19 protein-coding genes, 3 tRNA genes and 1 pseudogene are annotated in these 26,399 nt (G+C 60.8%); 15 read left to right on the top strand and 8 right to left on the bottom strand.

Going from position 1 to position 26,399, the window contains the following annotated elements:
* Window positions 1–2: 2 nt before the first annotated feature.
* Complete coding sequence (gene deoC / locus ACW4DH_RS09925) at window positions 3–782, bottom strand: deoxyribose-phosphate aldolase (protein WP_459636232.1); 780 nt, start codon at window positions 780–782, stop codon at window positions 3–5.
* A gap of 271 nt (window positions 783–1,053) precedes the next feature.
* On the opposite strand from deoC, the gene ACW4DH_RS09920 reads away from it, so the two are divergent.
* From ACW4DH_RS09920 to ACW4DH_RS09905, 4 genes are all read left to right on the top strand, one after another.
* Complete coding sequence (locus tag ACW4DH_RS09920) at window positions 1,054–1,839, top strand: DeoR/GlpR family DNA-binding transcription regulator (RefSeq protein WP_459636231.1); 786 nt, start codon at window positions 1,054–1,056, stop codon at window positions 1,837–1,839.
* A 167-nt stretch (window positions 1,840–2,006) separates the two neighbouring features.
* Window positions 2,007–3,146, top strand: a complete 1,140-nt coding sequence (gene zapE / locus ACW4DH_RS09915) for a cell division protein ZapE (RefSeq protein WP_459636230.1) — start codon at window positions 2,007–2,009, stop codon at window positions 3,144–3,146.
* 138 nt (window positions 3,147–3,284) lie between these two features.
* Window positions 3,285–3,440, top strand: a complete 156-nt coding sequence (locus tag ACW4DH_RS09910; RefSeq protein ID WP_459636229.1) for a hypothetical protein — start codon at window positions 3,285–3,287, stop codon at window positions 3,438–3,440.
* 23 nt (window positions 3,441–3,463) lie between these two features.
* Window positions 3,464–3,694: a GNAT family N-acetyltransferase gene (locus tag ACW4DH_RS09905; protein WP_459636228.1), complete on the top strand. Its 231-nt coding sequence runs from the start codon at window positions 3,464–3,466 to the stop codon at window positions 3,692–3,694.
* Window positions 3,695–3,710: 16 nt separating this feature from the next.
* Here the strand turns inward: ACW4DH_RS09905 and ACW4DH_RS09900 are convergent, their stop codons facing one another.
* A complete protein-coding gene (locus ACW4DH_RS09900) occupies window positions 3,711–4,535 on the bottom strand; it encodes an acyl-CoA thioesterase (protein WP_459636227.1) in 825 nt (274 codons plus the stop codon).
* An 89-nt stretch (window positions 4,536–4,624) separates the two neighbouring features.
* Between ACW4DH_RS09900 and tadA the strand changes: the two genes are divergently transcribed.
* Window positions 4,625–5,089, top strand: a complete 465-nt coding sequence (gene tadA / locus ACW4DH_RS09895; protein ID WP_459636226.1) for a tRNA adenosine(34) deaminase TadA — start codon at window positions 4,625–4,627, stop codon at window positions 5,087–5,089.
* Between the two features lie 22 nt (window positions 5,090–5,111).
* On the opposite strand, the gene ACW4DH_RS09890 is transcribed toward tadA, so the two are convergent.
* Together ACW4DH_RS09890 and mltF are read right to left on the bottom strand one after the other, a co-directional pair.
* Complete coding sequence (locus ACW4DH_RS09890; protein ID WP_459636225.1) at window positions 5,112–7,076, bottom strand: sensor domain-containing diguanylate cyclase; 1,965 nt, start codon at window positions 7,074–7,076, stop codon at window positions 5,112–5,114.
* 41 nt (window positions 7,077–7,117) lie between these two features.
* Complete coding sequence (gene mltF, locus ACW4DH_RS09885; RefSeq protein WP_459636224.1) at window positions 7,118–8,569, bottom strand: membrane-bound lytic murein transglycosylase MltF; 1,452 nt, start codon at window positions 8,567–8,569, stop codon at window positions 7,118–7,120.
* Between the two features lie 191 nt (window positions 8,570–8,760).
* Here mltF and purL point away from each other — a divergent pair, with 191 nt between their 5' ends.
* The 3 genes from purL (at window position 8,761) to ACW4DH_RS09870 (ending at window position 17,625) form a co-directional block, all read left to right on the top strand.
* A complete protein-coding gene (purL, locus tag ACW4DH_RS09880; RefSeq protein ID WP_459636223.1) occupies window positions 8,761–12,747 on the top strand; it encodes a phosphoribosylformylglycinamidine synthase in 3,987 nt (1,328 codons plus the stop codon).
* A 154-nt stretch (window positions 12,748–12,901) separates the two neighbouring features.
* The gene (locus ACW4DH_RS09875) at window positions 12,902–15,589 is read left to right on the top strand and encodes a cation-translocating P-type ATPase (RefSeq protein ID WP_459636222.1); all 2,688 of its coding nucleotides are present in this window, start codon (window positions 12,902–12,904) and stop codon (window positions 15,587–15,589) included.
* Between the two features lie 122 nt (window positions 15,590–15,711).
* Window positions 15,712–17,625 (top strand): DEAD/DEAH box helicase family protein, encoded by a 1,914-nt coding sequence (locus ACW4DH_RS09870; RefSeq protein WP_459636221.1) that lies wholly within the window; start codon window positions 15,712–15,714, stop codon window positions 17,623–17,625.
* Between the two features lie 182 nt (window positions 17,626–17,807).
* Here ACW4DH_RS09870 and ACW4DH_RS09865 read toward each other — a convergent pair whose 3' ends face one another.
* From ACW4DH_RS09865 to ACW4DH_RS09850, 4 genes and pseudogenes are all read right to left on the bottom strand, one after another.
* The gene (locus ACW4DH_RS09865) at window positions 17,808–18,734 is read right to left on the bottom strand and encodes a DMT family transporter (protein WP_459636220.1); all 927 of its coding nucleotides are present in this window, start codon (window positions 18,732–18,734) and stop codon (window positions 17,808–17,810) included.
* 98 nt (window positions 18,735–18,832) lie between these two features.
* Window positions 18,833–19,561 carry an AraC family transcriptional regulator gene (locus ACW4DH_RS09860; protein WP_459636219.1) on the bottom strand — a complete coding sequence of 243 codons (729 nt, stop codon included), beginning with the start codon at window positions 19,559–19,561 and terminating at the stop codon, window positions 18,833–18,835.
* 127 nt (window positions 19,562–19,688) lie between these two features.
* The gene (gene hemB / locus ACW4DH_RS09855) at window positions 19,689–20,678 is read right to left on the bottom strand and encodes a porphobilinogen synthase (protein WP_459636218.1); all 990 of its coding nucleotides are present in this window, start codon (window positions 20,676–20,678) and stop codon (window positions 19,689–19,691) included.
* Window positions 20,675–21,525, bottom strand: a pseudogene (locus ACW4DH_RS09850) (beta-keto acid cleavage family enzyme). Before ACW4DH_RS09850 ends, hemB begins: the two are co-directional and overlap by 4 nt.
* A 523-nt stretch (window positions 21,526–22,048) precedes the next feature.
* Between ACW4DH_RS09850 and ACW4DH_RS09845 the strand changes: the two are divergent.
* The 7 genes from ACW4DH_RS09845 to nadA all read left to right on the top strand — a co-directional run bounded on the left by ACW4DH_RS09845 (window position 22,049) and on the right by nadA (window position 26,397).
* On the top strand, window positions 22,049–22,996 hold the full coding sequence (locus ACW4DH_RS09845; protein WP_459636217.1) for a segregation and condensation protein A: 948 nt from the start codon (window positions 22,049–22,051) through the stop codon (window positions 22,994–22,996).
* Window positions 22,996–23,841 (top strand): SMC-Scp complex subunit ScpB, encoded by an 846-nt coding sequence (scpB, locus tag ACW4DH_RS09840; protein WP_459636216.1) that lies wholly within the window; start codon window positions 22,996–22,998, stop codon window positions 23,839–23,841. Before ACW4DH_RS09845 ends, scpB begins: the two co-directional genes overlap by 1 nt.
* Window positions 23,838–24,701, top strand: coding sequence for a 23S rRNA pseudouridine(2605) synthase RluB (gene rluB, locus ACW4DH_RS09835; RefSeq protein WP_459636215.1), 864 nt, complete (start codon window positions 23,838–23,840; stop codon window positions 24,699–24,701). Before scpB ends, rluB begins: the two co-directional genes overlap by 4 nt.
* A gap of 100 nt (window positions 24,702–24,801) precedes the next feature.
* Window positions 24,802–24,877, top strand: a tRNA-Lys gene (locus tag ACW4DH_RS09830).
* 69 nt (window positions 24,878–24,946) lie between these two features.
* Window positions 24,947–25,022 (top strand) — tRNA-Lys (locus ACW4DH_RS09825).
* A 50-nt stretch (window positions 25,023–25,072) separates the two neighbouring features.
* Window positions 25,073–25,148, top strand: a tRNA-Lys gene (locus tag ACW4DH_RS09820).
* 217 nt (window positions 25,149–25,365) lie between these two features.
* A complete protein-coding gene (gene nadA, locus ACW4DH_RS09815; RefSeq protein WP_459636214.1) occupies window positions 25,366–26,397 on the top strand; it encodes a quinolinate synthase NadA in 1,032 nt (343 codons plus the stop codon).
* Window positions 26,398–26,399 lie beyond the last annotated feature (2 nt).

Raw genomic sequence — 26,399 nt, 5'->3', positions numbered from 1 at the left:
GCTCAGTAGCCTCCGGAAGTCGCCGGCGCACCGGCTGCATCAACGCCGAGCGTGACGAGCAGGTCTTTCAGCAGCCCCGAAGCGCCAAAGCGGAAGTGGGCCGGCGTCAGCCAATCCTCGCCCATCAATTGTGTCGCCAGGTCGAGATAGGCCTGGGCCTCCGCGGTGGTGCGGATACCGCCGGCGGCCTTGAAGCCCACGTCGCGGCCGCTGTCGCGGATGGCGGTGAGCATGATCTCGGCGGCCTCCAGTGTGGCGTTGACGGCAACCTTGCCGGTGGAGGTCTTGAGAAAGTCGGCGCCCGCATCGAGAGCGACCTGCGACGCGTGGCGGATGAGTTCCGGTGTCTTGAGCTCACCGCTCTCGAGAATCACCTTCAGCGTACGTTGACCGCAGGCCTTGCGACAGGCGGCGATCAGTTCGTGTCCCACGTCTTCGTTACCCGCCTGCAGCGCCCGGTAGGGGAATACCACGTCGACCTCATCGGCCCCGGCGGCGATCGCCGCATGCGTCTCGCGCACGGCGCGTGCCACGTCATCGCTGCCGTCGGGAAAGTTGGTTACCGTGGCGATACGCACCTGTCCGGACAGGCCGAGAGCCTCGAGCTCGCGGTGGGCGTCGGCAATGAAGCGCGGATAGATACATACGGCGGCGGGCGTGCCCGCGGGCGTCTTGGCGCGACGGCAGAGCTCGGCGATACGCGAGGCGTCGTCATCGTCATTGAGCGAGGTGAGATCCATCAGGGTCAATGCCTGACGGGCGGTTTGTTGTAGTGACGTCATACCGTGGCGTTCCTGTGCAGTTGGCGTGCGGGTGGGCGAAACGAGATATCATAAGGCCCGCGCTCGTAGATTATCGTTGTGGGCCGCTTAAGAAGTAACCATGCCATATTTCAGTGATGTTATTTTTTTAACATCTTTTTGTGATAAAAGTCACTGCTGTTCTTTGACGAGCGTTTGTTTATGCCATTGGCGCTCAGGGCGGGAGTTGGGGTAACGTTGGTCGAATGACAGCAACGTCCTGACCCGCAAGACAATTCGCCAGGAGAAGAGGATGAATGGCCGCAGTGCCGCTCGGCTTGAGCATCTGTGTGAAGTGCTGAAAGGGGGCGGGATGATCCAGCTCTCCGAGGCCGCCAGGATGTGTGGCGTCTCGGAGATGACCATTCGCCGCGATATCGCTGCCAGCAAGGGCACTATCGTCTCGCTCGGCGGACGCCTGGTGATGGGCGACGACCCTCAGTTCGTGTCGGTCTACAACCTCGATGCCCAGAAAGGCCGTTATGCGCCGGCCAAGCAGCGCTTGTGCAAGGCCGCCGCGGCACTCATCGAGGACGGCGACACGATCTTCATCGATTGCGGCACGACGCTGACGGCACTGGCGACCACGCTGAGCCGTGACATCAGCCTGACGGTGGTGACCTATGCGCTCAATATCGTCAATGCCTTCAACCAGCGGCAGCTTTCCAACGTCAGGATGATCCTGCTTGGTGGGCTCTACTATCCGGCCTCGCAATCGTTCGGTGGCCAGGAGATGGCCACGGCGATCCGGCGCCTGGGCATCAACAAGGCCTTCTTTTCCGCGGCCGGCGTGCATGTGGAAAAAGGCGTGAGCTGTTTCCACTTTCACGAGGTTACGCCGAAGCAGGCGGCCATAGAGAGCGCCGAGCAGCGCATTCTGGTGGTGGACGAAAGCAAACTGGACAGTGTGCGTCCGGCCTTCTTCGCCGATCTGAAAATGTTCGACATTCTGCTGACCAACGATGAACCGGGCAGGGCGCTGCGCGAGCGAGTGCAGTCCATGGCCGGGCGCGACTGGCCCGAGGTGCAGGTGGTCTGAAGGGATCTTCCCGGCGGTGCCCTGCGGCGGGCAGTGTCAATCGCAGACGCAGTGGTGTGTGGTCTGCCTGTCGATAGTGCGACCCGCGCCGCAGCCGCCCGGATCAGACCCAGGCAGCCGTCTACTCAGGAGGTCGGTATGGGAATTCTCGACAGGGGGGAGGCAACATGACAACGGATGCCTCTCCCCTGGCGGCCTATCAACAGGCGATCCTCGACCAAGGCTTTGTGCCCGACAGTGCCCAGCAGCATGCAGCCACGCTGCTGGATGAGTGCTTTCAAGCACTTCATCGCCGCAGTGACCACGCGGGGCAGGGCGATCCGATTGCGGGCGTGTATCTCTGGGGGCCGGTCGGCCGTGGCAAGACCTGGTTGATGAACGCCTTCCATCAGCGGCTTGCCGTGCCCGCTCGGCGTCAGCATTTTCATCACTTCATGCATTGGGTGCATCGACGCCAGTTCCAGCTGGCGGGCGTGGAAGATCCGCTGATGCAGCTCGCCGGGGAGCTGAGCGCCGAAATTCGAGTGCTGTGCCTCGATGAGCTGTTCGTCAACGATATCGCTGATGCGATGATTCTCGGCCGTCTGCTGCGCGCGATGTTCGAACAGGGCGTGGTGCTGGTGACGACCTCCAATCAGGCACCGCAACAGCTCTATGCCGAGGGATATAACCGTGAGCGTTTCACTCCCGCCATCGCCGCGATCGAGCGTCACATGCGAGTGGTCCCTCTCGACGGGGGGCAGGATCACCGCCTGCATCCCGGCGAGAAGCACCAGCGCTATTGGCTGCGTAAGCCGGGCCAGACAAGTGCGTTGGCCGCGGTGTTCGATCGGCTCGGGGCCGGCCAACCGCTGAGTGCCGAGCCCATCGTCGTCGGGCACCGGTCGATTCCGGTGGTGCAGCGAAGTGAACATGTCCTCTGGTGTCGCTATGCCGACCTGTGCGAGTCGCCGCTGGCGGCGCTCGACTTCATGGCGCTGTGTGACCGATACACGCATATTCTGTTGGGCGAGGTGCCGCGACTGGGCGGTCAGCCGCGAGAGGGCGTCATCGCGCGGGGCACCGAGGATGGGGTGGCGCGAGTCGATGCCGGAGATCGTCAGCTTCCCGAGCTGTCCAGAAAGGACGATGGGGTACGCCGCTTCATCGCTCTGGTGGATGAATGTTACGACCGCGGCATACCGCTGTATCTGGAAGCCGATGTTCCTCTGCCCGAACTGTACACGCAGGGCTATCTGATCTTCTCGTTTCGCCGTGCTCTGAGTCGATTGCAGGAAATGCAACTGGCGCGCTTTGCCGTCCAGTAACCTCCTGGGTTCCAAGTCGCCTTCATGGCTTCGCGGCTTACGCTACGGTGATGCATAGTCGCTACGGGTGACTGAAAAACACTGTCCCGCCGATTTCCAGATGAGACCTGACCGCGTCTCTCACCGGAGAAGTTCCGTATGGCCGATGATGTGCGAATCGTGCAGCTGTCTACCGCTTCGTCTCACGTCGTTAGCGTTGCCGCGTGGCAGAATGCGCAGTGGGGGCATCTGGGTCCCGAGATGTCCCTTCAGGAGCGCATCGAGGAAGTCCGCGGTGAGTGCGCCGCGAGCTGACGCCATGGCTGGCCTCGGTGTATGTGCTGCCCGCATGGCGCGGGCAGGGTGTCGCCTCCGCGCTGGTCCGGCGGGTGGAGCAGCAAGCCCGCGCGGCAGGTATCGGACGCCTTTATCTGTACACGCCCGATCAGCGGACACTTTATCGGCGTCTCGGCTGGGAGGATCGGGAAAGCCTGGGCTACCGGGGCGAGGCGGTGACGGTCATGTGTCGCTTGCTGGACAACGACGCGCCCCCGACCTGCACGCAATGAGGGACTATCTGGGCGATCAGCGCTTGCGGATCAGCCCTTCCTGGGCGACGGACGCTACCAGCTCGCCGTCGCGGTTGAAGATATTGCCGCGGGCGAAGCCACGCGCGCCGCCGGCCCAGGGGCTGTCCATATCGTAGAGTAGCCAGTCGTTGACCTGGACGTCGCGATGAAACCACAGCGAGTGGTCGAGGCTGGCCGCCTGCAGGCGCGGATCGCTGAAGTCGGTGTCATGCGGCTGCAGGGCGGTCCCCAGCAGATTGAAGTCGGAGCTGTAAGCGAGCAGGTAACGGTGCAGGGCGCTATCGTCGGGCAGGTCGCCGGCCAGGCGGAACCACAGTTGCTTGGTGGGCGGCGTGATGCCCTCGCTGTGGATGGAGCCCTTCACCGGCAGCATCTCGATGGGATGCCCGGTGACGTCGCCAATGCTCGAGGCGGTGACTCTCTGGTCCATCAGCGACTCGGGGGACGGTACCTGGGGCGCGTTGGTCTGGTGTTGGAAGCCTTCCTCCTCGCCGTGGAAGGAGGCGCTACAGAAAAAAATCGGCTTGCCGCCCTGGATAGCGGTGACGCGACGCGTGGTGAAGCTGCCGCCATCGCGCACGCGATCGACCTGGTAGACCACGGGACGCTTGGCGTCGCCGGGGCGCAGGAAATAGCCATGCATCGAGTGTGCCTTGCGCTCGGTGTCGACGGTCTGGCTGGCGGCCGACAACGCCTGCCCCAGCGCCTGGCCACCGAACAGTTGAGGAAAGCCGAGATCCTGGCTGCTGCCGCGAAACAGGTTTTCCTCGAGCATTTCCAGGCCCAGCAGGGCCACCAGATCATCGAGTGCTTGTGTCATAAACCGTGTCCTTCACAATCAGCGTTGAGTTTGGTGCCGCATGGCGCGGTGCATAGGGCAAGACCGTAAGCATACCGGAGAGTGATATTTTGCGCAGCGACACCTATTACATGCATCGTGCCCTGGATCAGGCGCGCCTGGCGTTCCAGGCGGGAGAAGTGCCGGTCGGGGCGGTGGTGGTAGACGTCGCCGGCGAAATCGTCGGCAGTGGTTTCAACGCGCCGGTTTCGCGCCATGATCCCAGCGCCCATGCCGAGATTCAGGCGTTGCGCGATGCCGGCATCCGGCGCAGGAACTACCGTCTGGACGGCTGTACGCTATTCGTGACGCTCGAGCCCTGCATCATGTGTGTCGGCGCCATTATTCATGCGCGCATCGCGCGTGTCGTCTATGCGGCAGCCGAGCCCAAGACCGGCATGGTCGAGTCGAAGGCTAACCTGATCGCACAACCCTGGTTCAATCATACGGTCGCCGTCGAGGGCGGTATCCTGGCCAGCCGCGCTGCGGCGCTGCTGCGTGAGTTTTTCGCTGCCTGTCGGGCCGGAGATCGCTGAGGTGCCGATGGGGGGCGCTTGCTTACAGTGAGACGGCACGCTCGACACGATTGCGTCCGTTGGCTTTGGCCCGGTAGAGCGCTTCGTCGGCGGCCTGAATGAGCGCTTCCAGTTCCATTGGCGGGCCTGCCGCGGTGGCGATCCCCACGCTGAGCGTCACCGGCGAAATGCCGTTGGGCTGCTTGAGTCCGGTATCGTATGTGGCGTGGCGCAACTGCTCGGCCAGCGCCAGGGCCTGCTCGGCATCACACTCGGGAATGCAGGCCACGAACTCCTCGCCGCCATAGCGCGCCAATAGCCCGCCTGCGGCATCTACCGGAATACGTCCGGCTTGCGCCAGACGCTGTAAATAGCGATCCCCCTCCAGATGGCCCAGGCTGTCATTGACCGCCTTGAAGTGATCGATGTCGCAGATCATCACCGTAAGCGGCAGGCGTGTCTGCTCCGCGGCGGCCCACTCCATCAGCCGGCGGCGATTGGGCAGTCCGGTCAGCTCGTCGTGGTGCGCCAGCCAGGCGATCTCCTGCTGCAGACGCGAACGTTCGATCACTTCCTCGCGCAGCGAGGTGTTAGCGCGGAATAGGGCGCCCTGCTGGGTTTTCAACCGGCGATAGATGTACAGCACTAGATACACCAGATAGGCGAAAACCAGACTGCAGGTGAGGGTGATTTCCGGCAGGCGCGGGCGCAAGGCGAGCAGAAACGGCAAGCTGGGGCGAATGCTCAATTGCAGCGTGTGGCCCCCGAAATCGATGTCGACGTCGTGCTGCCAGTCGGCCAACTGCCGGGTCGGTCCAAGCCGAACGTATTGCTGCTGGTTTGCGGTCAGGCTGATGGCCAGGTTGCGCGTGTCGACCCGTTCCAGGATCGTTTCGAGCAGCGTCTGCAGGCTAACCACCATGGCGATGGCGCCGAACAGAGTGCCGTCGACGGGGTCGCGCACCGGCAGGTAGCTGATCATGCCCCTGCCGCCCTGCAGCAGGTCGATGACGCCGGTTTGCCCCTCGACGCCCCAAATCAGCGGGCGCTCCAGGGCCGCGTGAGTTGCCGGCTGCGCGTCAAAAAGGCGCACGCCGAGCACGTTGTCGTTGTTCTGGTAGGGATAGAGACGCAGGACCCAGCTGTCGCGGTCGATGAAGGCGATGGCGCGAAAATAGCCGAAGTCCTGAGAGTAGCGGCTCGTCTGCTGCTCCCATTGCGCGACGCTGGGGATATGGCCGAGCATGCCCCAGAAGCTCGAGAAACGACGCATGGCCTCGAGATGGGTCTGTACCTCGAGGCTCAGCAGCTGGCCGAGCTGATTGCCGGTGTCGGCGATGTTGCGCGAGACGTGAATATCCTCGAGATGCTTTTGTTGCATCCAGCTAGTGATGCCCAGCAGGGCAATAGCGATACTGAAGCTCAACGGCAGGCGAATGCGCCGCCAGCAACGCCGCAGCAACGGCAGTAGTTCGACGCAGTGAGCGCCCCATAACAGGGCCAGGGCCAGCAGGATGCCGGGCGAGGCGGCGTAGGCATGCGTGTCGAAGGCGCTCTCATCCAGAGAATGCATAAAACTTTCATAGAACAGCGCTCCCAGAGCCAGGCCCTGCGTGGCCAGCAGGATAGGAATACCCAAGCCTAGCCGTTGTTGGATGAGAGTATTGATGGCCAGTCCGTAAAGCAGTGTCAGTACCAGTGCCGGTGGGCGTAGCTGATAGAAACTCCAGGGGCCGGGCAATAGTTCGATAAACTGGTTCCAGCCGGGCTGAGGCAGCCAGCTTCTCGTCAGCAGGTAGCTCAGCGACAGGGGGACCATGAGAAGTATCAGCCCCAGCAGAAGCCACCGGCTAGTTCTGAGCCAGCGCTGCTGCCAGGCCAGTTGTCCGGCCACCAGTAACCCGCACAGCAGGGCGAGCAGCCAGCCCTGACCGGGTGTATCGGTCGACAGGGCGCCGAGCAATACGGCGGGCAGGGCCAGCAGAACGACAGTGCGGGGCAACGTCATCAGAGCATCGCGCCTTTGTTAAGTTATGTTTCAGACGTTACCTATAATACCGGGGAAATTGTATCGAAAAGCGTTTCGGGGTCCTTTTCTCTGCGTTCTCCCAACTGATGGAACTGCTGCTGGCTGCGGTCGACGTAGTTGAGAATCTCATAGTAGCGGCGGATATTGCGCACATAGATGACCGGCTCGCCACCGCGCGCATAGCCGTGACGGACCTTGGAGTACCATTCGCGCTTCTGCAGCAGCGGTAGCGCCTCGCGAACATCGCTCCAGGCATACGGGTCGCCGCCGCGCATCTCGGCGATCTTCTGCGCATCGTAGAGATGCCCCAGGCCCACGTTGTAGGCTGCCAATGCCATCCAGGTGCGGTCGGGCTCGGGTATCTCCTGCTGTAGGCGATCCTTGACACTGCGCAGATAGCGCGCGCCGCCTTCGATGCTCTGTTCGGGATCGAGCCGGTTATCTACGCCCACCTGCTCGGCGGTGGGCAATGTCAACATCATCAGCCCGCGCACCCCGGTGGGTGATGTGGCCTCGGGTTTCCAGTGCGACTCCTGATAGCCCAGGGCGGCGAGCAGCTTCCAGTCGAAGCCCGTATTGCGCGCCGCTTCGCGAAACAGCGCCGTATACTCCGGCAAGCGGCCTTGGACATGGCGGATGAACAGTCGGGCGCCGACATACTCCAGATAATCGTCGTGACCAAAATACCTGTTCACCAACCGCATCAGGGTGCCATCTGCCTGCAGGCTGTCGAGAAAGCGGTTGGCTTCCTCCAGCAATTCCAGTCCCGCGCCTTCGGGAAAGGCCCAGGCGAGGCTCAACGGCTCGCCGAGCACGAAGGCATTTTCCACGCCGGGGAAGAACAGCCGGTTGAGCTTGAACTGGTGGGCGTAGATCACTGCCGCGTCGAGTTCGCCGTCCTCGACCATGTGCAGCAGATCGGCGACTTCCAGATCGGCGGTCTCGCGCCAGCTCAGGTCGGGCCACTGGGCTTGCGCTTCACGCAGCACCAAGCTGGCGCCCGAGCCATGGATCACGCCGATATCCAGGTTAAGCAGATCCTCCGCCGACTGCGGCGGTGGCAGGCCGCGGCGATAGACCACCAGCGGCTGCAATGCCAGGATGGGCCGGCTGTAGCGAATGCCGGGCAGGGTCGGGTCCAGCGGCAGCGCCGCCGCCGCCAGGTCGGCGCGACCGCTGCGAACGGCCTCCAGCACGCTCTGGATGTTGCCTTCGTTGTCGATCGCCAGGCTCACTCCCAGGTGCTCGGCAAAGCGGCGCACCAGCTCGTATTCGAACCCGGTGGGACCGTGGCGGCCTTCGTAGTAAGTGGTCGGCGTGTTGCGGGTAAACACCTGAATGAAATCGTGTTTACGTATCGCTCTCAGCCCATCGTCGACATAGAACAAGGGCTGGGCCGGAAATAGCAGCGACAGGAGCGCCAGCAGAGCCGTAACGACGCGGCGTAGGTAATATCTAAAGGCAGCTCGCATGCAGTCGGGTCGGTAGGGAGACGGTAGACAACCTTAACGGTAGCGAACCAGACTGTCATCTGTGGCAATTCCACGCACGCCCCGATCCGGCTTGCCGGGTTTCGCGCTTTCATCCGCTTTCCAGTATCATGGCGGGCATTACTCGCCGCTCACGGCACCCTTTCCATGTTGTCCTAGAGGCTTCTTTCGACATGCTCGAACTGCGAGGAGCGCCCGCCCTTTCCGCTTTCCGTCATGCCAAGTTATTGGCCGTCCTGCGTGCGGCCGTGCCCGAGGTCGAGGCGCTGCATGCCGATTACGTGCATTTCGTCGATCACGACGGCGAACTGGATGCCAGCGCCCGCAGGGTTCTCGAAAACCTGCTGGACTATGGTCATTCGCGTGACGCTGCACCGCCGACCGACGGTTACCTGTTCCTGGTGGTACCGCGCCTGGGCACGTTGTCGCCCTGGTCGTCCAAGGCCACCGATATCGCCCGCAACTGCGGGCTCGAGCAGATTCGGCGTCTCGAGCGCGGCGTGGCCTACCGGGTGTCGTTAAACGGTACGCTCAGCGAAGAGGCTTTCGCCGCTATCGTAGCGGCCCTGCACGACCGCATGACCGAATCGGTGCTGGCCGACCCCAGCGATGCCGTCAAGCTTTTCGCCCATCACGAGCCTGCACCGCTGGGGCAGGTGGATATTCTCGAGGGCGGGCGCGCGGCGCTGGAAGCCGCCAATGGCGAGCTCGGCTTGGCCTTGGCCGACGACGAGATCGACTATCTGCTCGAAGCCTTTCAGGGGCTGGGGCGCAATCCCAGCGATGTCGAGCTGATGATGTTCGCGCAGGCCAACTCCGAGCATTGTCGGCACAAGATCTTCAATGCCGACTGGATCATCGACGGCGAGGCGCAGCAGCGCTCGCTGTTCAAGATGATCAAGCACACTTACGAGTGCGCGCCCGACGATATCCTCTCTGCCTACAGTGATAACGCCGCAGTGATCCGCGGTACCGCGGCGGCGCGCTTCTACCCCGAGCCGCTGTTGTTTAAGGCGCCCGATGCCGCGCAGACGGCCGGTACGCCCAATGCGGCGGGGACCCGGGATGAACATGGTGCCCGCTACGTGGCGAGCCACGAGCCGATCCATATTCTCATGAAGGTGGAGACGCACAACCATCCTACCGCCATCGCGCCGCACCCGGGCGCTGCTACCGGGGCGGGCGGCGAGATTCGCGACGAGGGCGCCACCGGTGTCGGCGGCAAGCCCAAGGCCAGCCTCACCGGTTTCACGGTATCCAACCTGCGCATCCCCGAGTTCGTTCAGCCCTGGGAGGCCTTCGACTACGGCAAGCCCGAGCGCATCCAGAGCGCATTGGAGATCATGCTCGAGGCGCCGGTCGGCGGGGCGAGCTTCAACAACGAGTTCGGGCGCCCCAACCTTACCGGTTACTTTCGTACCTACGAGCAGGACGCGGTCGGCGCCGGCGGCATAGAGCGCCGCGGCTACCACAAGCCGATCATGCTCGCCGGCGGTTACGGCAACATCCGCGAAGGCCACGTGGCCAAGGGCGAGATTCCGGTGGGCGGCAAGCTGATCGTGATGGGCGGGCCTTCGATGCTGATCGGGCTCGGCGGCGGTGCGGCCTCCTCGATGGCGTCGGGTGCCTCGAGCGAAGATCTCGATTTCGCTTCGGTGCAGCGCGGCAATGCCGAGATGGAACGCCGTGCCCAGGAAGTCATCGACCGCTGCTGGGCGCTGGGGGAAGCCAACCCGATTCGTTTCATTCACGACGTGGGCGCCGGCGGGCTGTCCAATGCCTTGCCGGAACTGGTCAAGGACGGCAATCGCGGCGGACGTTTCGAGTTGCGCGCGGTACCCAATGCCGAGCCGGGCATGAGCCCGCTGGAAATCTGGTGCAACGAGGCGCAGGAGCGCTACGTACTGGCGGTAGCCGCCGAAGACCTCGACACCTTCGATGCGTTGTGCACGCGTGAGCGCTGTCCCTATGCGGTGGTGGGCGCAGCGACCGAGGCGCATCATCTCAACGTGCATGACGGTCACTTCGACAGCCAGCCGATCGATCTGCCGATGAGCGTGCTGTTCGGCAAGCCACCGAAGATGAGCCGCGAATTCAACCGCGAAAGCCGCGAGATGCCGGGCATCGGGCTGGACAATCTCGACCTGCGCGAGGCGCTCGATCGAGTCCTGCGTCTACCAGCGGTGGCCTCCAAGAGTTTTTTGATCACCATCGGCGACCGCTCGATCACCGGACTGGTGGCCCGCGATCAAATGGTCGGCCCCTGGCAGGTGCCGGTGGCCGATTGCGCGGTGACCACGGCGAGTTTTGATACCCACGCCGGCGAGGCGATGGCGATGGGCGAGCGTCCGCCGGTGGCGCTGATCGACCCGGCGGCCAGCGCGCGGCTGGCGGTCGCCGAGGCGATCACCAACCTGGCCGCGGCACCCATCGGGAAGCTCTCCGACATCAAGCTCTCCGCCAACTGGATGAGTGCAGCCAATCACAGCGGCGAGAACCAGGCGCTGTATGACGCCGTGCATGCGGTGGGTATGGAATTGTGCCCCGCGCTGGGCATCGCCATTCCGGTGGGCAAGGACTCGATGTCGATGCGCACCGCCTGGCAGGAGACGGATGACAAGGGCAGCGAGGATAAAAGCGTCACCGCACCGCTGTCGTTGATCGCCACCGGCTTCGCCCCGGTGACCGACGCACTCAAGACGCTGACACCGCAGCTGCGCCTCGATCAGGACGAAAGCGATCTGATCCTCATCGATCTGGGCCGCGGCCAGAACCGCTTGGGCGGTTCGGCGCTGGCCCAGGTCTACGGCCAGGTGGGCAATGCGTGTCCCGACCTCGACGACGCCGAGGATCTCAAGGCGTTTTTCGCCGTCATTCAGGGGCTCAATGCCGACGATAAGCTACTGGCCTATCATGACCGCAGCGATGGCGGCCTGCTGGTCACGCTGCTGGAGATGGCTTTCGCCGGACGTGGCGGGCTTGAGATCAAGCTCGACTGGCTGGTCGACGATGCCTATGAATCCTTCAATGCGCTATTTGCCGAGGAGCTCGGCGCGGTGATTCAGGTCAATCGTCGCGATACCGAATTCGTGCTGGCGCAGTTCGCCGCCGCCGGCCTCGACTCCTGCGGCGTCGTCGCCCGTCCGCGCTACGATGACCAGGTGCGTGTCACGCTGTTCGAGGAGCCGCTGCTCGAAACCACCCGCGCGATCACCCAGCGTACCTGGGCCGAGACCAGTTACCGCCTGCAGGCGCTGCGCGATAATCCCGACTGCGCCAAGTCCGAGTTCGATGCACTGCTCGACCTGCGCGACCCGGGCCTGTCGGCGACGCCGAGTTTCGATGTCGACGAGGATATCGCCGCGCCCTTCATCAATGTCGGCACGCGCCCGCGTGTGGCGATCCTGCGCGAGCAGGGCGTCAACGGCCATGTCGAGATGGCGGCCGGGTTTGACCGTGCCGGTTTCGCGGCCATCGACGTGCATATGAGCGACATTCTCGAGGGTCGGGTGAGCCTCGACGCCTTCAAGGGCGTCGTGGGGTGCGGCGGTTTCTCCTATGGCGACGTGCTGGGTGCCGGTGGCGGCTGGGCCAAGTCGGTGCTGTTCAACGTCCGTGCCCGCGAGCAGTTCGCGGCATTCTTCGCCCGAGACGACAGTTTCGCGCTGGGCGTGTGCAACGGCTGCCAGATGTTCTCCCAGCTCAAGGAGCTGATTCCCGGCGCCGAGAACTGGCCGCGATTCGTACGCAACGAATCCGAGCAGTTTGAAGCGCGGGTCAGCATGGTCGAGGTGGAAAAGAGCCCATCGCTGTTTCTGGCCGGTATGGAGGGCTCGCGGTTGCCAATCGCCGTGGCGCATGGTGAAGGGCGTGCCGAATTCCGTGACAGCGCCCATCTGCGCGCCATGCAAGGCAACGGGCAGATCGCCCTGCGCTACGTGGACAATTATGGGCAGGCGACCAGCCGCTATCCGGCCAATCCCAACGGTTCGCCGGCGGGCATTACCGGGCTGACCACGCCAGACGGGCGCGTCACCATCATGATGCCGCATCCCGAGCGCGTGACCCGTGCCATCAACAACTCCTGGCGTCCTCAGGGGTGGACCCGTGACGGTGCCTGGATGCGCATCTTCCGCAATGCGAGAGTGTGGGTGGGCTGATCCGTCCGGTCACGCGTCATGTCACGAAACCCGCAGTTCAATTTAACTGCGGGTTTTTTGCGTATCCGTGAAGGGGCGCGCAGCCTTGCTATGCTGGGGCATAATGGGAGCTTGGATGAAGCTCCGATATTGCAGGGTGTGACGGGAGGTGCGCGTGGCGGATCAGGGACGAGACGGGCAAACCGATATGGCGTTTCACGCCGAGTCGGCGCAGACGGTGGTCGATCATTTCGAGGGCGATACCGATAACGGCCTGAGCGGCGAGGAGGCGAAGCGACGCCTCGAGCGCTACGGTCCCAACGAACTGCCCGAGGACAAACGTGCCGGTCTGGTGCGCATCTTCCTGCGCCAGTTCACCGATCCGCTGATCTACATCCTGCTGATCGCCGCCGGCGTGTCCCTGGTTGCCGGTAGCGTCGCCAATGCCGGGTTCATCGCCGCCGTCCTGCTCATCAATGCCGTGGTCGGCTGCTTCCAGGAACGCCAGGCGGAGTCCAGCGCCGAGGCGCTGCAGTCGGTAGTGCGCATGTGTCCCAAGGTGCTGCGTGACGGCAGGCAGAGCGAGATCGAGGCCTCGGCGCTGGTGCCGGGCGATATCGTGCTGCTCGAATCCGGCAGTCAGGTACCGGCGGATCTGCGTCTGGTCGAAAGCTCCAGCCTGCAGGCTGATGAATCCATGCTCACCGGCGAATCCAATCCGGTCGACAAGGACGCCGAGGCGCAGCTCGACGAAGAGACCCCGTTGGCGCAGCGCCAGACTCTGCTGCATTCGGGAAGCGCCGTGATGGGCGGACGCGCCGTGGGTGTGGTCATCCGCACCGGCAGGGACACCGAGATCGGTCAGATCGCCGAGGAACTGGCAGAGGGCGAGAGCGGTACGCCGCCGCTGGTGCAAAAGCTCAAGCGCCTGACCCGCTGGATCGCGGTGTTCACATTGGTCGTGGTGGCCGGGGTCGCGGCGATCCAGTTCGTCCGCGGCATGGCGCTCATCGACATCTTCACGCTATCCGTGGCGTTGTCGGTATCGGCGATTCCCGCCGGGCTGCCGGTGGCCATTACCGTGGCGCTGTCGGTGGCCTCCTCGCGGATGGCCAAGCGCAACGTGATCGTGCGCCGCCTGGCCGCCGTCGAAGGGCTGGGCTCCTGCACGCTGATCGCCAGCGACAAGACGGGGACGCTGACGGCCAACAAGCTGGCCGTACAGCGGATATGGCTGGACCCGCAGCAGCATGCCGAGATCGGCGGTGAGGCACGCGCACTTGAAGGCGAGGTGACGGTCGATGGCGAGACGCCGGATGACGACACCCAGGAGCGCTTGTGTACGCTGGCCATGGCCGGGGCCCTGGCCAGCGAGGGGGCGCTGGAGATCGATAACGGCGAGATCGAAAGTACCGAAGGCGACAGTACCGATCTCGCCTTTCTGGTGCTCGCCGAGAAGCTGGGGATCGACCGTCAGGCGCTGGGCAAGGACTATCCCGAGCAGGAACGCATTCCCTTTCAGTCGTCCAAGTTTTTCAGCGCCGTGTTCAATACCTCGCAGGATCGGTTGGTGGGGCATGCCAAGGGCGCGCCCGAAGCGATCATGGACATGTGTAATCTGGATGACGACACGCGGCGAGCCATCGAGGCGCAGCAGAAGGCATGGGCCGACGAAGGCTTTCGCATGCTGGCGGTCGCCGGCGGCCGGGTGGACGGGACCGAGGAAAGCGACTTGCATGATCTGGAATTCCTGGGCCTGGCGGCGATGATCGACCCGGTGCGCGACGAGGTGCCCGAATCCATCGAGCGGTGCTACGGGGCCGGCGTCGTCGTGCGCATGGTCACCGGTGACCATCCGGATACGGCGTTTGCCATCGGTCATGGTCTCAAGCTGGCGGAGGATCGCGATCAGGTGATCACCGGCAAGGCGCTGTCCGAGGCGGGCGACAAGGCCGACGAATGCATCGGCCGGGCGCGGGTCTTTGCCCGGGTCGAGCCGTTGCAGAAGACCGAGATCGTCGAATCGCTGCAGCGCGCCGGACATTTCGTTGCGGTGACCGGCGACGGGGTCAACGACGCCCCGGCGCTGGACCGGGCCAATATCGGCATCGCCATGGGCGCCAGCGGCACGGACGTGGCACGCAGCAGCGGCGATCTGATTCTGACCGACGACAACTTCGCCTCGATCGTGCCCGGCATCGAGTGGGGGCGTACCGCCTACGACAATGTGCGCAAGGTGGTGTGGCTGCTGCTGGCGACCGGTGCCGCCGAGGTGTTGTTGTTCCTGCTGGCGCTGGGGTTCGGTATGCCGATTCCGCTGACCGCGGTGCAGCTGTTGTGGCTGAACATGGTCACCAATGGCATCCAGGACGTCGCCCTGGGCTTCGAAAAGACCGAGCCGGGCGTGTTGAAACGGCCGCCGCGCTCGCCCGACGAGCCGATCTTCAACCGGCGCATGGTCGAGAACGTGCTGGTGTCGGGACTCTATATCGGTCTGGTGGCGTTCGGGGTGTATTTCTATCTGTATTCGGTGATGGGCATGGGCGAGGACCAGGCCCGCAATATCACATTGCTGCTGATGGTGCTGTTCGAGAATGTCCATCTGCTGAGCTGTCGCTCCGAGAGTCGCTCGCTGTTTGCGATACCGCTGCGCAGCAACCCGCTGTTGCTGATTTCGATTCTCGCCGCCCATGGCCTCCATATCGCCGCGATGTACATACCCGGGCTCAGCGACGTGCTCGGCATCGCGCCGGTATCTCCGCAGACCTGGGCCGTTCTGCTGGGCATCGCCGCCACGCTGTTGGTGGTCGATGAAAGCGCCAAGTGGTTACGGGCGCGAACCGCCAGGACAAAGGGGGAATAAGCCAACGCGAGATACTTCCTCGGCGCTGGGCTGAAGGCGTTGCGTTACGAAGACTTGGAAGCTGGCCCGCATCGTCGCCGTGTCTTGGGTCGCGGCGCCGGAGCGCGTAGAATGACCCTTTCATGTCGATAGCCTCTTTCATGTCCGCTACGCCTCCCGCGCTACGTCCCTATCAGCAGCAAGCCGTGTCCCGCGTCGTCGAGCATTTTCGCGGCTCCGACGATCCGGCGGTGGTGGTATTGCCCACCGGCAGCGGCAAGTCGCTGGTCATCGCCGAACTGGCGCGCCTCGCCCGTGGCCGGGTGCTGGTGCTCGCCCACGTGCGTGAGCTGGTCGAGCAGAACCACGCCAAGTACCAGGCCTACGGCCTCGAGGCGGATATCTTCAGTGCCGGACTCGGGCGCAAGGAGACGGAGCGTCAGGTGGTGTTCGGCTCGGTGCAGTCGGTGGTGCGCAATCTCGCGGCGTTCGAACGGACCCGGAGCGACGGAGGGCCGTTCACGCTGCTGGTGATCGACGAATGCCACCGTGTCTCGCTGGACGACGATTCCAGCTATCGCCAAGTGATCGTCCATTTGCGCAGGGCCAATCCGCGCCTCAAGGTGCTGGGGCTGACCGCCACGCCGTTCCGGCTCGGGCAAGGATTTATCTACCATCGCCATTATCACGGCATGGTGCGTGGCGAGACTGACAGCTTCTTCCAGGACTGCGTGTTCGAACAGCCGCTGCGGCTGATGGTCAAGCAGGGCTATCTGGCGCCACCGGTGCGTGTGGACGCGGCCGTCGAACGCTACGATTTCTCGCGGCTTGCACCCTCTACGCGCGGGCTGTTCGCCGAGGAGGAGCTCAATCGTGTGGTGCGCAGTCACCGCGCCACGCCGATGATCATTGGCGAGATCATCGAGCGGGCCGCCGAGCGCCGTGGGGTGATGATCTTCGCCGCCACCGTGGCCCATGCCGAGGAGATCATGGGTTATCTGCCCGCGGGCGAGGCGGCGCTGATTACCGGGGCGACGAAATCCGCCGAGCGTGAGCGCTTGATCGCGACGTTCAAGGCGCAGCGACTCAAGTATCTGGTCAATGTGTCGGTACTCACCACCGGCTTCGACGCCCCGCATGTCGATCTGATCGCCATCCTGCGGCCCACCGAGTCGGTAGGGCTTTATCAGCAGATCGTCGGCCGCGGCCTGCGTCTGGCGCCGGGCAAGCAGGATTGCCTGGTTCTCGATTACGCCGGCAATCCCTGGGACCTGTATGCGCCGGAAGTGGGCACGCCCAAGCCGGCGTCAGACAGCGAGCCGGTGCAGGTGGAGTGTCCCGCCTGCGGCCACGCCAATCTGTTCTGGGGTAAGCGTGACGGTGAGTGGGTCATCGAGCACTACGGTCGACGCTGTCAGGGACTGGTCGAGCAGGAGAGCGGAAATGACGGCCGGGCTATTCATTTCGCCCTTCGCGCGGGGTCGGGCGCGATAAATAGCCGCGCCCGACCCCGTGCGAAGGGCACCGCGTCGAAAACGTCAACGCCGGCGATGGAACAGTGCTCGTTCCGCTTTCGCTTCAAGACCTGCGAGCAGTGCGGCGCGGAGAACGACATTGCGGCGCGGACCTGCCATGGTTGCGGCGAACGGCTGGTCGACCCCGACGACAAGTTGAAGGATGCTCTGCGTCTCAAGGACGCCAAGGTGCTGAGGGTCAGCGGCATGCAGCTCGCCGCCACCGTCAACGGCCGCGACCTGCCGCGACTCAAGGTGACCTATCACGACGAGGATGGCGCGACGCTCGACGAGTGGTTCGCGCTGGAAACCCCGGGCCAGCGCGGCGCGTTTGCCGCGGTGTTCCTGCGCCAGCACCTGCGTGCGCCGGGGCAGTCCTGGCGTCCCGAAAATCCCGATGAGGTCATCGCCGGCCGGGATCGGCTGCGTGCACCGGACTTCGTCATCGGCCGCAAGACGGGGCGCTACTGGCAGATTCGTGAAAAGCTTTTCGATTACGTAGGGCGCTACCGCAAGGCGGACAATGCCGAATCGGAGCCCTGATCCGGTCCTGATAAGGAGATGACCATGCCAGGATGGCCAGTGTGTCCTACAGCTATTTCTTTCTACAGCAGAGTGTGTCGCGAGTGATTAAGAGGATGTTTACAATTCATGCTGGCCATTGCTTAAGTTACGCGTAGTTAACTTTTCATACTGTCATATTTACATGATGTTTTTAGAAAACTTTAATGTGTTTTCCTTTTTGCTGATTGTTCAGGCTTGGAGATTAAATAAATTCCTGTTCCTATCAAGCCTCCTCCTAATAGTTCATGTGCTTGTATGACGTTGCCAGTGATGAAAAAAGAAATCAGAGCTGCAAATAAAGGGCATAAAAAAAGAAAACCGCTGGTATGGATAGCCCCGCCTATTTTTAGTGCCGCAAACCATGTGCCCATGGCGCCGGTCGAAGCAGGAATGGCTAACCATAAAAAAGCCAGCCAATGGTATGGTGTGCTGGGTAATGACAGAGGCGTTCCTTCCATAAAGGCTATTGCACATAGTAAGACTGATCCGATCAACATTTGCCAGAAAGTGATGATCCATGGAGATATACTGAGTGCCGATTTCTTATTGAAAAGCGTGGACAGGGCCCAGCAGGTCGAGGCTAGCATGACATATATTTCTCCAATGCCGATACCGTTGTGCCCCAGTTGGCCACCTCCAATACAAGTAACGACGCCGACAAATGCCAACAAGATACCGCCAATGCCTCTACGAGATACCTGCTCCCTCAATACCACACCCGCCAAGGCGGCTACGAGTAAAGGATTGCTTGCCATCAAGATTGCAGCGGTGGACGAGGTGGTATAAAGCAATCCAATGTTGAGGAAGGCCATGACGCCTGTGGTTTGTAATAAACCTAATATACAAAGCCTTCCCCAAGGGAGGCTGCGTAAGGATGCATTGGATTGAAAATGATGTGCTATGGCAACAGGAAGCAAAGATAATGCCGCAACCAAAAACCTCAGTGCTGCAACCCAGAGTGGTGGCATGTCAAGTAAGGAAATTTTTGCAGTGACAAAGGATGAACCTTGGAGGAAGGTCGATAATAAAACGATAGGGTAGTAGGATGTGTACTGGCTCGACAAAACTTTATTAAGGGATTTGGTCATAATTTAACTTCCATCAAGGGGTGTTATCTGCATTCTATGGAAGTTCGATTTTTGGAGTGTATGTCAGAATGACATGTATTCCTTGGGGAAAGACATTTTCAATTGGCCTTGGCTTCTTTGATATATTGTCTGGGAGTTCGTCCCGTGATACGTTTGAACATGACCGTGAAAGCGCTGGGTGTAGTATATCCCAAGGATTGAGAGACATCCGTCACGGATTCACCCTGCAACAGGCGTGGCAGGGCATTCATGATTCTCAATTGCTGGCGCCAATATATGAATGTCGTTCCAAATTCATTAGTAAATAGCCGAGTCAATGTACGCTTGGTTGCGCCGACTTCACGCCCCCAGTCTTCCAGTTGGCGGTTGTCCGAAGGGTTTTCAATTAATCTGTTACATATTTTTTGTATTCTTCTGTCGGCTGCAATGGAAATGCGCAAAGAGGTGTCTCTTGTCCATTTTATTTCGTCAACGATTAGTCGTATCACACGGCTTTCATAGCTGTCATCTTCATATTCAATAGGGAATGTTGAGGCGCGTATCAATAGCTCTCTCAAGAGTGGGCTGATGATAATACCTAAAGGTGAATGGGGAAATGTATGTCCTTTATAACTTACGTCCAAGTATAGTGTGCGTAGAGAGACAGGGGTGCGGGCGTGCATGGAGTGCCCTGTATCAGGAGGTAGCCATACACCACGCATTGGGGGAATAATCCAAAGCTCTGAGTCTGTACGCAGTTCCATAAGCCCCGAGCAAGCATATACGAGCTGGCCTCGTTCGTGTCGATGCGCCGGAATCGTAGTGCCTAGAGAATACTCTTTAGGCATGACCGCGCCCAAGCACTTGGTCCGCTGGTAGTCTTCTCGGTTGGTACTCTTGTTTCGTGAGATATAGCCTTGGGCTATCATGACTAACTTTAAATTAGGTTTTTTGTATATTTACCATTGTTTTTTGTCAATGTCCATAGTATGGGTTTTTTTGCATAACCTCCGCTATTTTTTTGGCATAGTAAGTAATAATAATATCCGCTCCTGCTCGTTTGAACGCAAATATAGATTCTCTGATCGCAGACTCCTCATCCAAAGCTCCCGCTAGTGCGGCATACTTGATGGCTGCGTATTCCCCACCCACTTGATAGGCCGCCAATGGTAAGTTGGTATGCATGTGTAGCTGAGCCAATATATCCAAAAAAGGCAGGCCGGGCTTTACGATAAGTATATCAGCGCCTTCTTTTTCGTCCAACAAGGCATCGCGTAGGGCCGCGCGTTGATTGGCCATATCGAGCTGATAAGCTTTTCGGTCATCTCTAATGTTACAGTCTACTGCGGATCGGAATGGACCATAATAGGAAGAAGAGAATTTTGCTGCATGAGCCATAATGGCAACATGTGTAAAACCATGGGCATCTAGTGCATCTCGTATGACTTTTACTTGCCCATCCATGCTTGAAGATGGTGCTAGCATGTCCGCCCCAGCTTGGGCAGCTGCGACTGCTTGTCGAGCCAGGTTGGAAAGCGTGGCGTCGTTGTCAACCTTGTCGTTTCTTACGATGCCGCAATGGCCATGGGTTGTATACTCGCAAAAACATATATCGGGGATTACGATCATCTCGGGAGCAGACTTTTTAATCCTTTTTATTATTCTGGATAGTAATCCGTTTGGCTGCCAAGTGTCTGAGCCAGTGTCGTCCTTATGGTGCGAAATACCAAAGGGCATTACGCACTGTATGCCTAATGACTTTAGTTCTAATATTTCTTTGGTCAATCTGCTTTCTGGTAGACGATACAGGCCGGGGAGGGAGCTTATTTCCAAGGGGGACTCGATATCTTCTTCTATGAAGATTGGCTGAACTAGTTCCTTCGGATGAAAGCTGGTTTCGCGAACGAGTTGGCGAATACCTGAGTTGGTGCGCAATCTTCTTGGTCGTATTGAGGGCGTGTTCATGTTGCTGCTTCCGTTAGTTGGTTAGGATTTTTTATGCCTAAAATTTTGCGGGTGTCGGTTGGCGATGCTATTTCTCGCCCAAGCTCAAATGACAATTTGGTAATTCTTTCTACTAGTTGTGCGCTGCTAGTGGCTAGTTGGCCGCGTCGATAATATATGTTGTCTTCAAGACCGGTGCGTACATGGCCACCTAAAAGGATGGTGTGGTATTGATGGGAAGTTGTGCTTTGCCAATGCCTAGGGCCGACCAATGGCTATTTGGAGGTAAAGATTCGACTAGGTGTATCAAATTTTTACAAGTTGGCGTGACTCCACCATGGATGCCCATGGCAAATGAAAATAGCATTGGTTTTTCGATGTAACCTTGGTTCATGTGGGTGATGGCTTCATTTATTACGCCTGAGTGATATATTTCTATTTCGGGCTTTGTTCCATGGTTTTTGATAGCTGTGGCTAGTTCTCGCGCTAAGGATGGTGGATTTATGAATGGCTTTTCTCCATGGTTTACCGATCCGCAGTTATAAGATGCTATTTCTGGTGATAGCTTTAAATGATTCCAGGCTTGTGATTGTGGGTATGTATCGGGGAGGTTCAGTCCAGAAGTAGATAAGTTGAGTAAGATGTCGCACCTCTCACGGATTTTTTCAACTATATCTTGCCATGTTTCTAACTTGTATGAGGGGGAGCCATCAAGGTGGCGGGCATGAATATGGACTATTGATGCGCCTGCGTTCCAACATTGGTATGCAGATTCAGCTATTTCTTCAGACGTATAGGGAACATTTGGGTTCCTATCCCTTGATGTGATGCCGCCATTGACGGCAGCAGTAATAATAAGCTTTTCCATATGTTGCTCTCCAGCATATCGTTATGACGAGCCGGGCTTGGCCGGAGATGATTAGCTTACATGGACTTTGCTTTAGGTTTTTGTGGCCAAGGGACAATAATTATTGCGAAAAGGAAAACTACCCGTTGTGCTGTCCTGCCCAGGCAAGCTGCCGGCTAAATGCTCATTACACCATGGAAGCCCGAAATGCGGGCCCAGTCCGTTTATCGCTGAATTCTGCCTTGCCTACGCGCGCGCCCCGAGCGTTGTCCGTAAATTTTTCAGATAGAACGTAGGGTCTGCTGACGTTTCATGCACGATTGCGCCGCTGCCCGTGATTGTGCGCGGTAGCGCAGTTCGTGCCGAAATGTACAGGCCCTGGCATCGCCCCTGGAACGAGAGGTCCGGATGCCAGCGGCATGCATGTCGCTGGCATTTTCGGCCGTCGGTGCATTCAGTGCCTGGGGTTTGCTTGGTAAACTGCGCGTTTTGCTTCCCGTGAATCCGGCGTGCCCCGCCGGGTCATCGCACTGTAGGTCATCCGATGAGCGAGACGTTCGACATCGCCGAGTCGCCCGAGCAGAACGCCGTGCTGTCCACGGCGACGGTGCTGGCGCGCCTGCACGACCAGCCGATCACCGAGTTTCCGGAGGATCTCTACATCCCGCCGGAAGCGCTGCGCGTCTTTCTCGAAACCTTCGAGGGCCCGCTCGACTTGTTGCTCTACCTGATCCGGCGCCAGAATCTCGATATCCTTTCCATCGACGTGGCGGCGATTACCCATCAGTACATTGAATACGTCGAGCTGATGAAGGCGTTGGAGATCGACCTGGCCGGTGAGTATCTGCTGATGGCGGCCATGCTCGCCGAGATCAAGTCGCGCTCGCTGCTGCCGCGCCCGCCCAAGGGCGATCCCGAAGACGATGAGGCGGACCCGCGTGCCGAGCTGATCCGCCGGCTGCAGGAGTATGAGCAGTTGAAGCTCGCCGCCGAAGGACTCGATGGCCTGCCGCGTCTGGGGCGTGACTGGTTTCCTGCTCAGGCCGGATTGCCCCGGCTCGAGTTGCGGGTGGTGCATCCCGATGTCGAACTCGACGAGCTGTTGCGGGCGATTTCGGGTATTCTGCGCCGCGCCGAGCTGACGCAATCGCACCAGATCAGCCGCGAGGTGCTGTCGACCCGCGAACGGATGTTGAGAATCATGGAACGCCTCGACGCCGAGCGCTTCACGCCTTTCGAAGCGTTGTTCTCGCTCGAGGAGGGGCGCGCCGGGGTGATCGTGACCTTCATGGCGATTCTCGAGCTGGCCAAGGAGGCGATGATCGAAATCGTGCAGAACGCGCCGCTTTCGCCGATCCATGTGCGCGCACGCACGGCTGCTCCAGGCGATACGGACGAAGCGTTCGCGGAAGATGACGAGAACGCGGGCGAGAGCGCCTTTTCCGACGCGCAGAGCGACGAGCCGGTGTCAATGCAGAGTGAAGATCCTTGATGAGCGAGCGCGACGCAGGTCTGGACGAGATACTCGAAGCGGCGCTGCTGGCGGCGGGCGAACCATTGACGCTGGAGCGGCTGGAGACGCTGTTCACCGAGGATGCCTGCCCATCCCGGCGCGAGCTTCGCGAGGCGCTGAGCGTACTCGAGACGCGGCTTGCGGGCACCGCGCTGGAACTGCTCGAGTCGGCATCGGGCTACCAGCTTCGCATTCGTCAGCGGTTGTCGCCGTGGGTGTCGCGGTTGTGGGACGAACGCCCGCAACGCTATTCGCGGGCGCTGCTCGAAACCCTGGCATTGATTGCCTATCGCCAGCCGGTGACCCGCGGCGACATCGAAGAGGTGCGCGGCGTGGCGGTAAGCAGTTCGATCATGCGTACCTTGGGCGAGCGCGGCTGGATTCGGGTGGTCGGTCATCGCGACGTGCCCGGTCGGCCGGCGGTATATGCGACCACCCGGCAGTTTCTCGACGATTTCGGGCTCAAGACGCTCGACGCATTGCCACCGATGCATGAACTTAAATCCTTCGAGACACTCGAAGCCCAATTCGAAGAGAGCCTCCCTGAGCCTGCGCACGCTCTGCGGGATCAGGCGGCCGAGAGCGAAACTGAAGGCGGCCCCGCCGAGGGGCCGGCAAGCGACACGACGGCCGGGATGGCCGACGTGGATTCACACGCCGGGATGGCGTCCGACCGGCCGGGACTGAGCTTCGCCGATCTCGAAGCCCGCTTGGCCGAACGTGCCCGTCAGCAGACCGCCCGCCACGAGGAGGCTTCCTCGGAGCCGGGCGACGAGCCGATGGATACGGCACATTCATCTGACGAGAATACGTCCGAGTCATGAACACGACTAACACCGAAAAACTGCAGAAGGTATTGGCCCGCGCCGGGCTGGGCTCGCGCCGGGAGATGGAAACCGCCATCAGTGCCGGACGCATCAAGGTCAACGGCAAGGTGGCAAGCCTTGGCGACCGCATCGAGATGCGCGACCGGGTCACCTTCGACGACCGGCCGGTCAACCTGCGCTCCAGCGAAGAGACGCCGCGCCGGGTCATCATGTACAACAAGCCCGAGGGGGAGTTGTGCACGCGCAAGGATCCCGAAGGCCGGCGTACGGTTTTCGAGCGTCTGCCGCGTCTCAAGGGAGAGCGCTGGATCGCCATCGGGCGCCTGGACATCAATACCAGTGGTCTCCTGCTGTTTACCACCGATGGCGAGCTGGCCAATCGCCTGATGCACCCCTCCACCCAGGTCGAGCGCGAATATGCGGTGCGCGTAATGGGCGAGGTGCGTCGTGAGCAGGTCGTCAACATGGTCGAGGGGGTCATGCTCGACGACGGCCCGGCGCGTTTCACCGACGTGCAGGAGTTCGGCGGCGAGGGCATCAATACCTGGTTTCACGTAGTCATCATGGAAGGGCGCAACCGCGAGGTACGTCGTCTCTGGGAGTCGCAGGGGCTGACCGTGAGCCGCCTCAAGCGCGTGCGCTATGGCAATATCTTCATCGACAAGCGTGCCAAGGCCGGCGAGTGGGTGGAGCTGACTCAGGACGAGATCGATGAACTCTCGACCCTGGCCGAGTTGGAGAAGCGCAAGGTCCCGGATCTGACCCCCGACGAGAAGAATCGCTGGAGCCGCGACAAGCATAAGCGTCGTCCGGTGACTGCGTTGAAGAAGCCGCGTACGCCGCGTCGTCCGCGCTGATTCTACCCGTGCGTCAAGGCGCAGCAGTCCCAGCGCTGCGCCGTTGAAAAAATGCTTGTCACATCCGAACGTTATCAGTAATATGTGCGCCCTATCGGGAGGGTCGTTAGCTCAGTTGGTAGAGCAGTTGGCTTTTAACCAATTGGTCGTAGGTTCGAATCCTACACGACCCACCACTTATCCTCGACGCGAGGAATGCTTCGCTGAGTTCGATGCGAAGGGTGGGAGATCCCGATGGCTGCGGCGGGTCGTTAGCTCAGTTGGTAGAGCAGTTGGCTTTTAACCAATTGGTCGTAGGTTCGAATCCTACACGACCCACCATACCGCCGCCGTGACTGTCATGGGCTTTTCATCAGGCTTGGGCAGATTGCGGGTCGTTAGCTCAGTTGGTAGAGCAGTTGGCTTTTAACCAATTGGTCGTAGGTTCGAATCCTACACGACCCACCAGATACCGCCCCCGCATCCTAGGATGCGGGGGCGTTTTCGTTTGTCGGAGAGTGGCCGATCGTGGTGAGGGGTCTCGGGCTTTAGTGGCATAGGGGCTGGGCGTCAGGGGTGGGGCGCAGTACCATGGAGAGTGGAGCGTCTCCCACCGAAGCGATCGGGGCGGAGGCGTACCTGAAAAATGCAGGGGGAGCCCCTGCCAGTCACAGTGGTAGACACGATGACGATCATGACGACACCTCAAGCCCTGGTGCAAGAGCACCTGGCCCGCGCCTACTGCCCGACGCGGATTCCTGCCGAGGACGAAGCGCGCATCGACGAAATCAAGCGTTTGCTGGTCGAGCGCAATGCCGTGCTCGTTGCCCATTACTATACTGACGATGCCATCCAGCAACTCGCCGAAGAGACCGGCGGTTGTGTGGCGGATTCTTTGGAAATGGCCCGCTTCGGCGCACGCCATCCCGCCTCCACGCTGGTGGTGGCCGGAGTGCGCTTCATGGGCGAGACGGCCAAGATTCTGTCCCCGGAGAAGCGTGTGCTGATGCCGACGCTGGAGGCGACCTGTTCGCTCGACATCGGCTGCCCGGCCGAGGCATTCAGTGCCTTCTGCGACCAGCATCCCGAGCGTACCGTGGTGGTCTATGCCAACACCTCGGCGGCGGTGAAGGCCCGCGCCGACTGGGTGGTCACCTCTTCCATCGCGGTGGAGGTAATCGAACACCTGCAGGCTCGCGGCGAGAAGATCCTATGGGCGCCTGACAAGCACCTGGGGAGCTATATCCAGCAGCGGACCGGCGCCGACATGCTGTTGTGGGACGGGGCCTGCATCGTTCACGAGGAGTTCAAGGCCAAGGGCATCCAGGATCTCAAGAAGCTGTATCCCGATGCGGCGGTGCTGGTACATCCTGAAGCCCCGCGAACGGTGGTCGAGCTCGCCGACGTGGCCGGTTCCACCTCGCAGTTGATCAAGGCCGCTCGCGAGTTGCCCCAGCAGCAGCTGATCGTCGCCACCGATCGCGGTATCTTCTTCAAGATGCAGCAAGCGGTGCCTGACAAGCTGCTGTTCGAGGCACCCACCGCGGGTAACGGCGCCACGTGCAAGAGCTGCGCACACTGTCCATGGATGGCGATGAACGCCCTGGACAATCTGGCGGGTGCATTGCGCGAGGGGGGAGGCGAGATCTTCGTCGACGATGCCTTGCGCACCCGGGCGCTCAAGCCGCTGGAGCGGATGCTGAATTTCGGCAAGTAGAG

It is taken from the genome of Halomonas sp. WWR20, from assembly GCF_054602495.1.
Note: the sequence above shows the minus strand (reverse complement) of the source record. Positions and strands in the feature narration are given on the sequence as shown.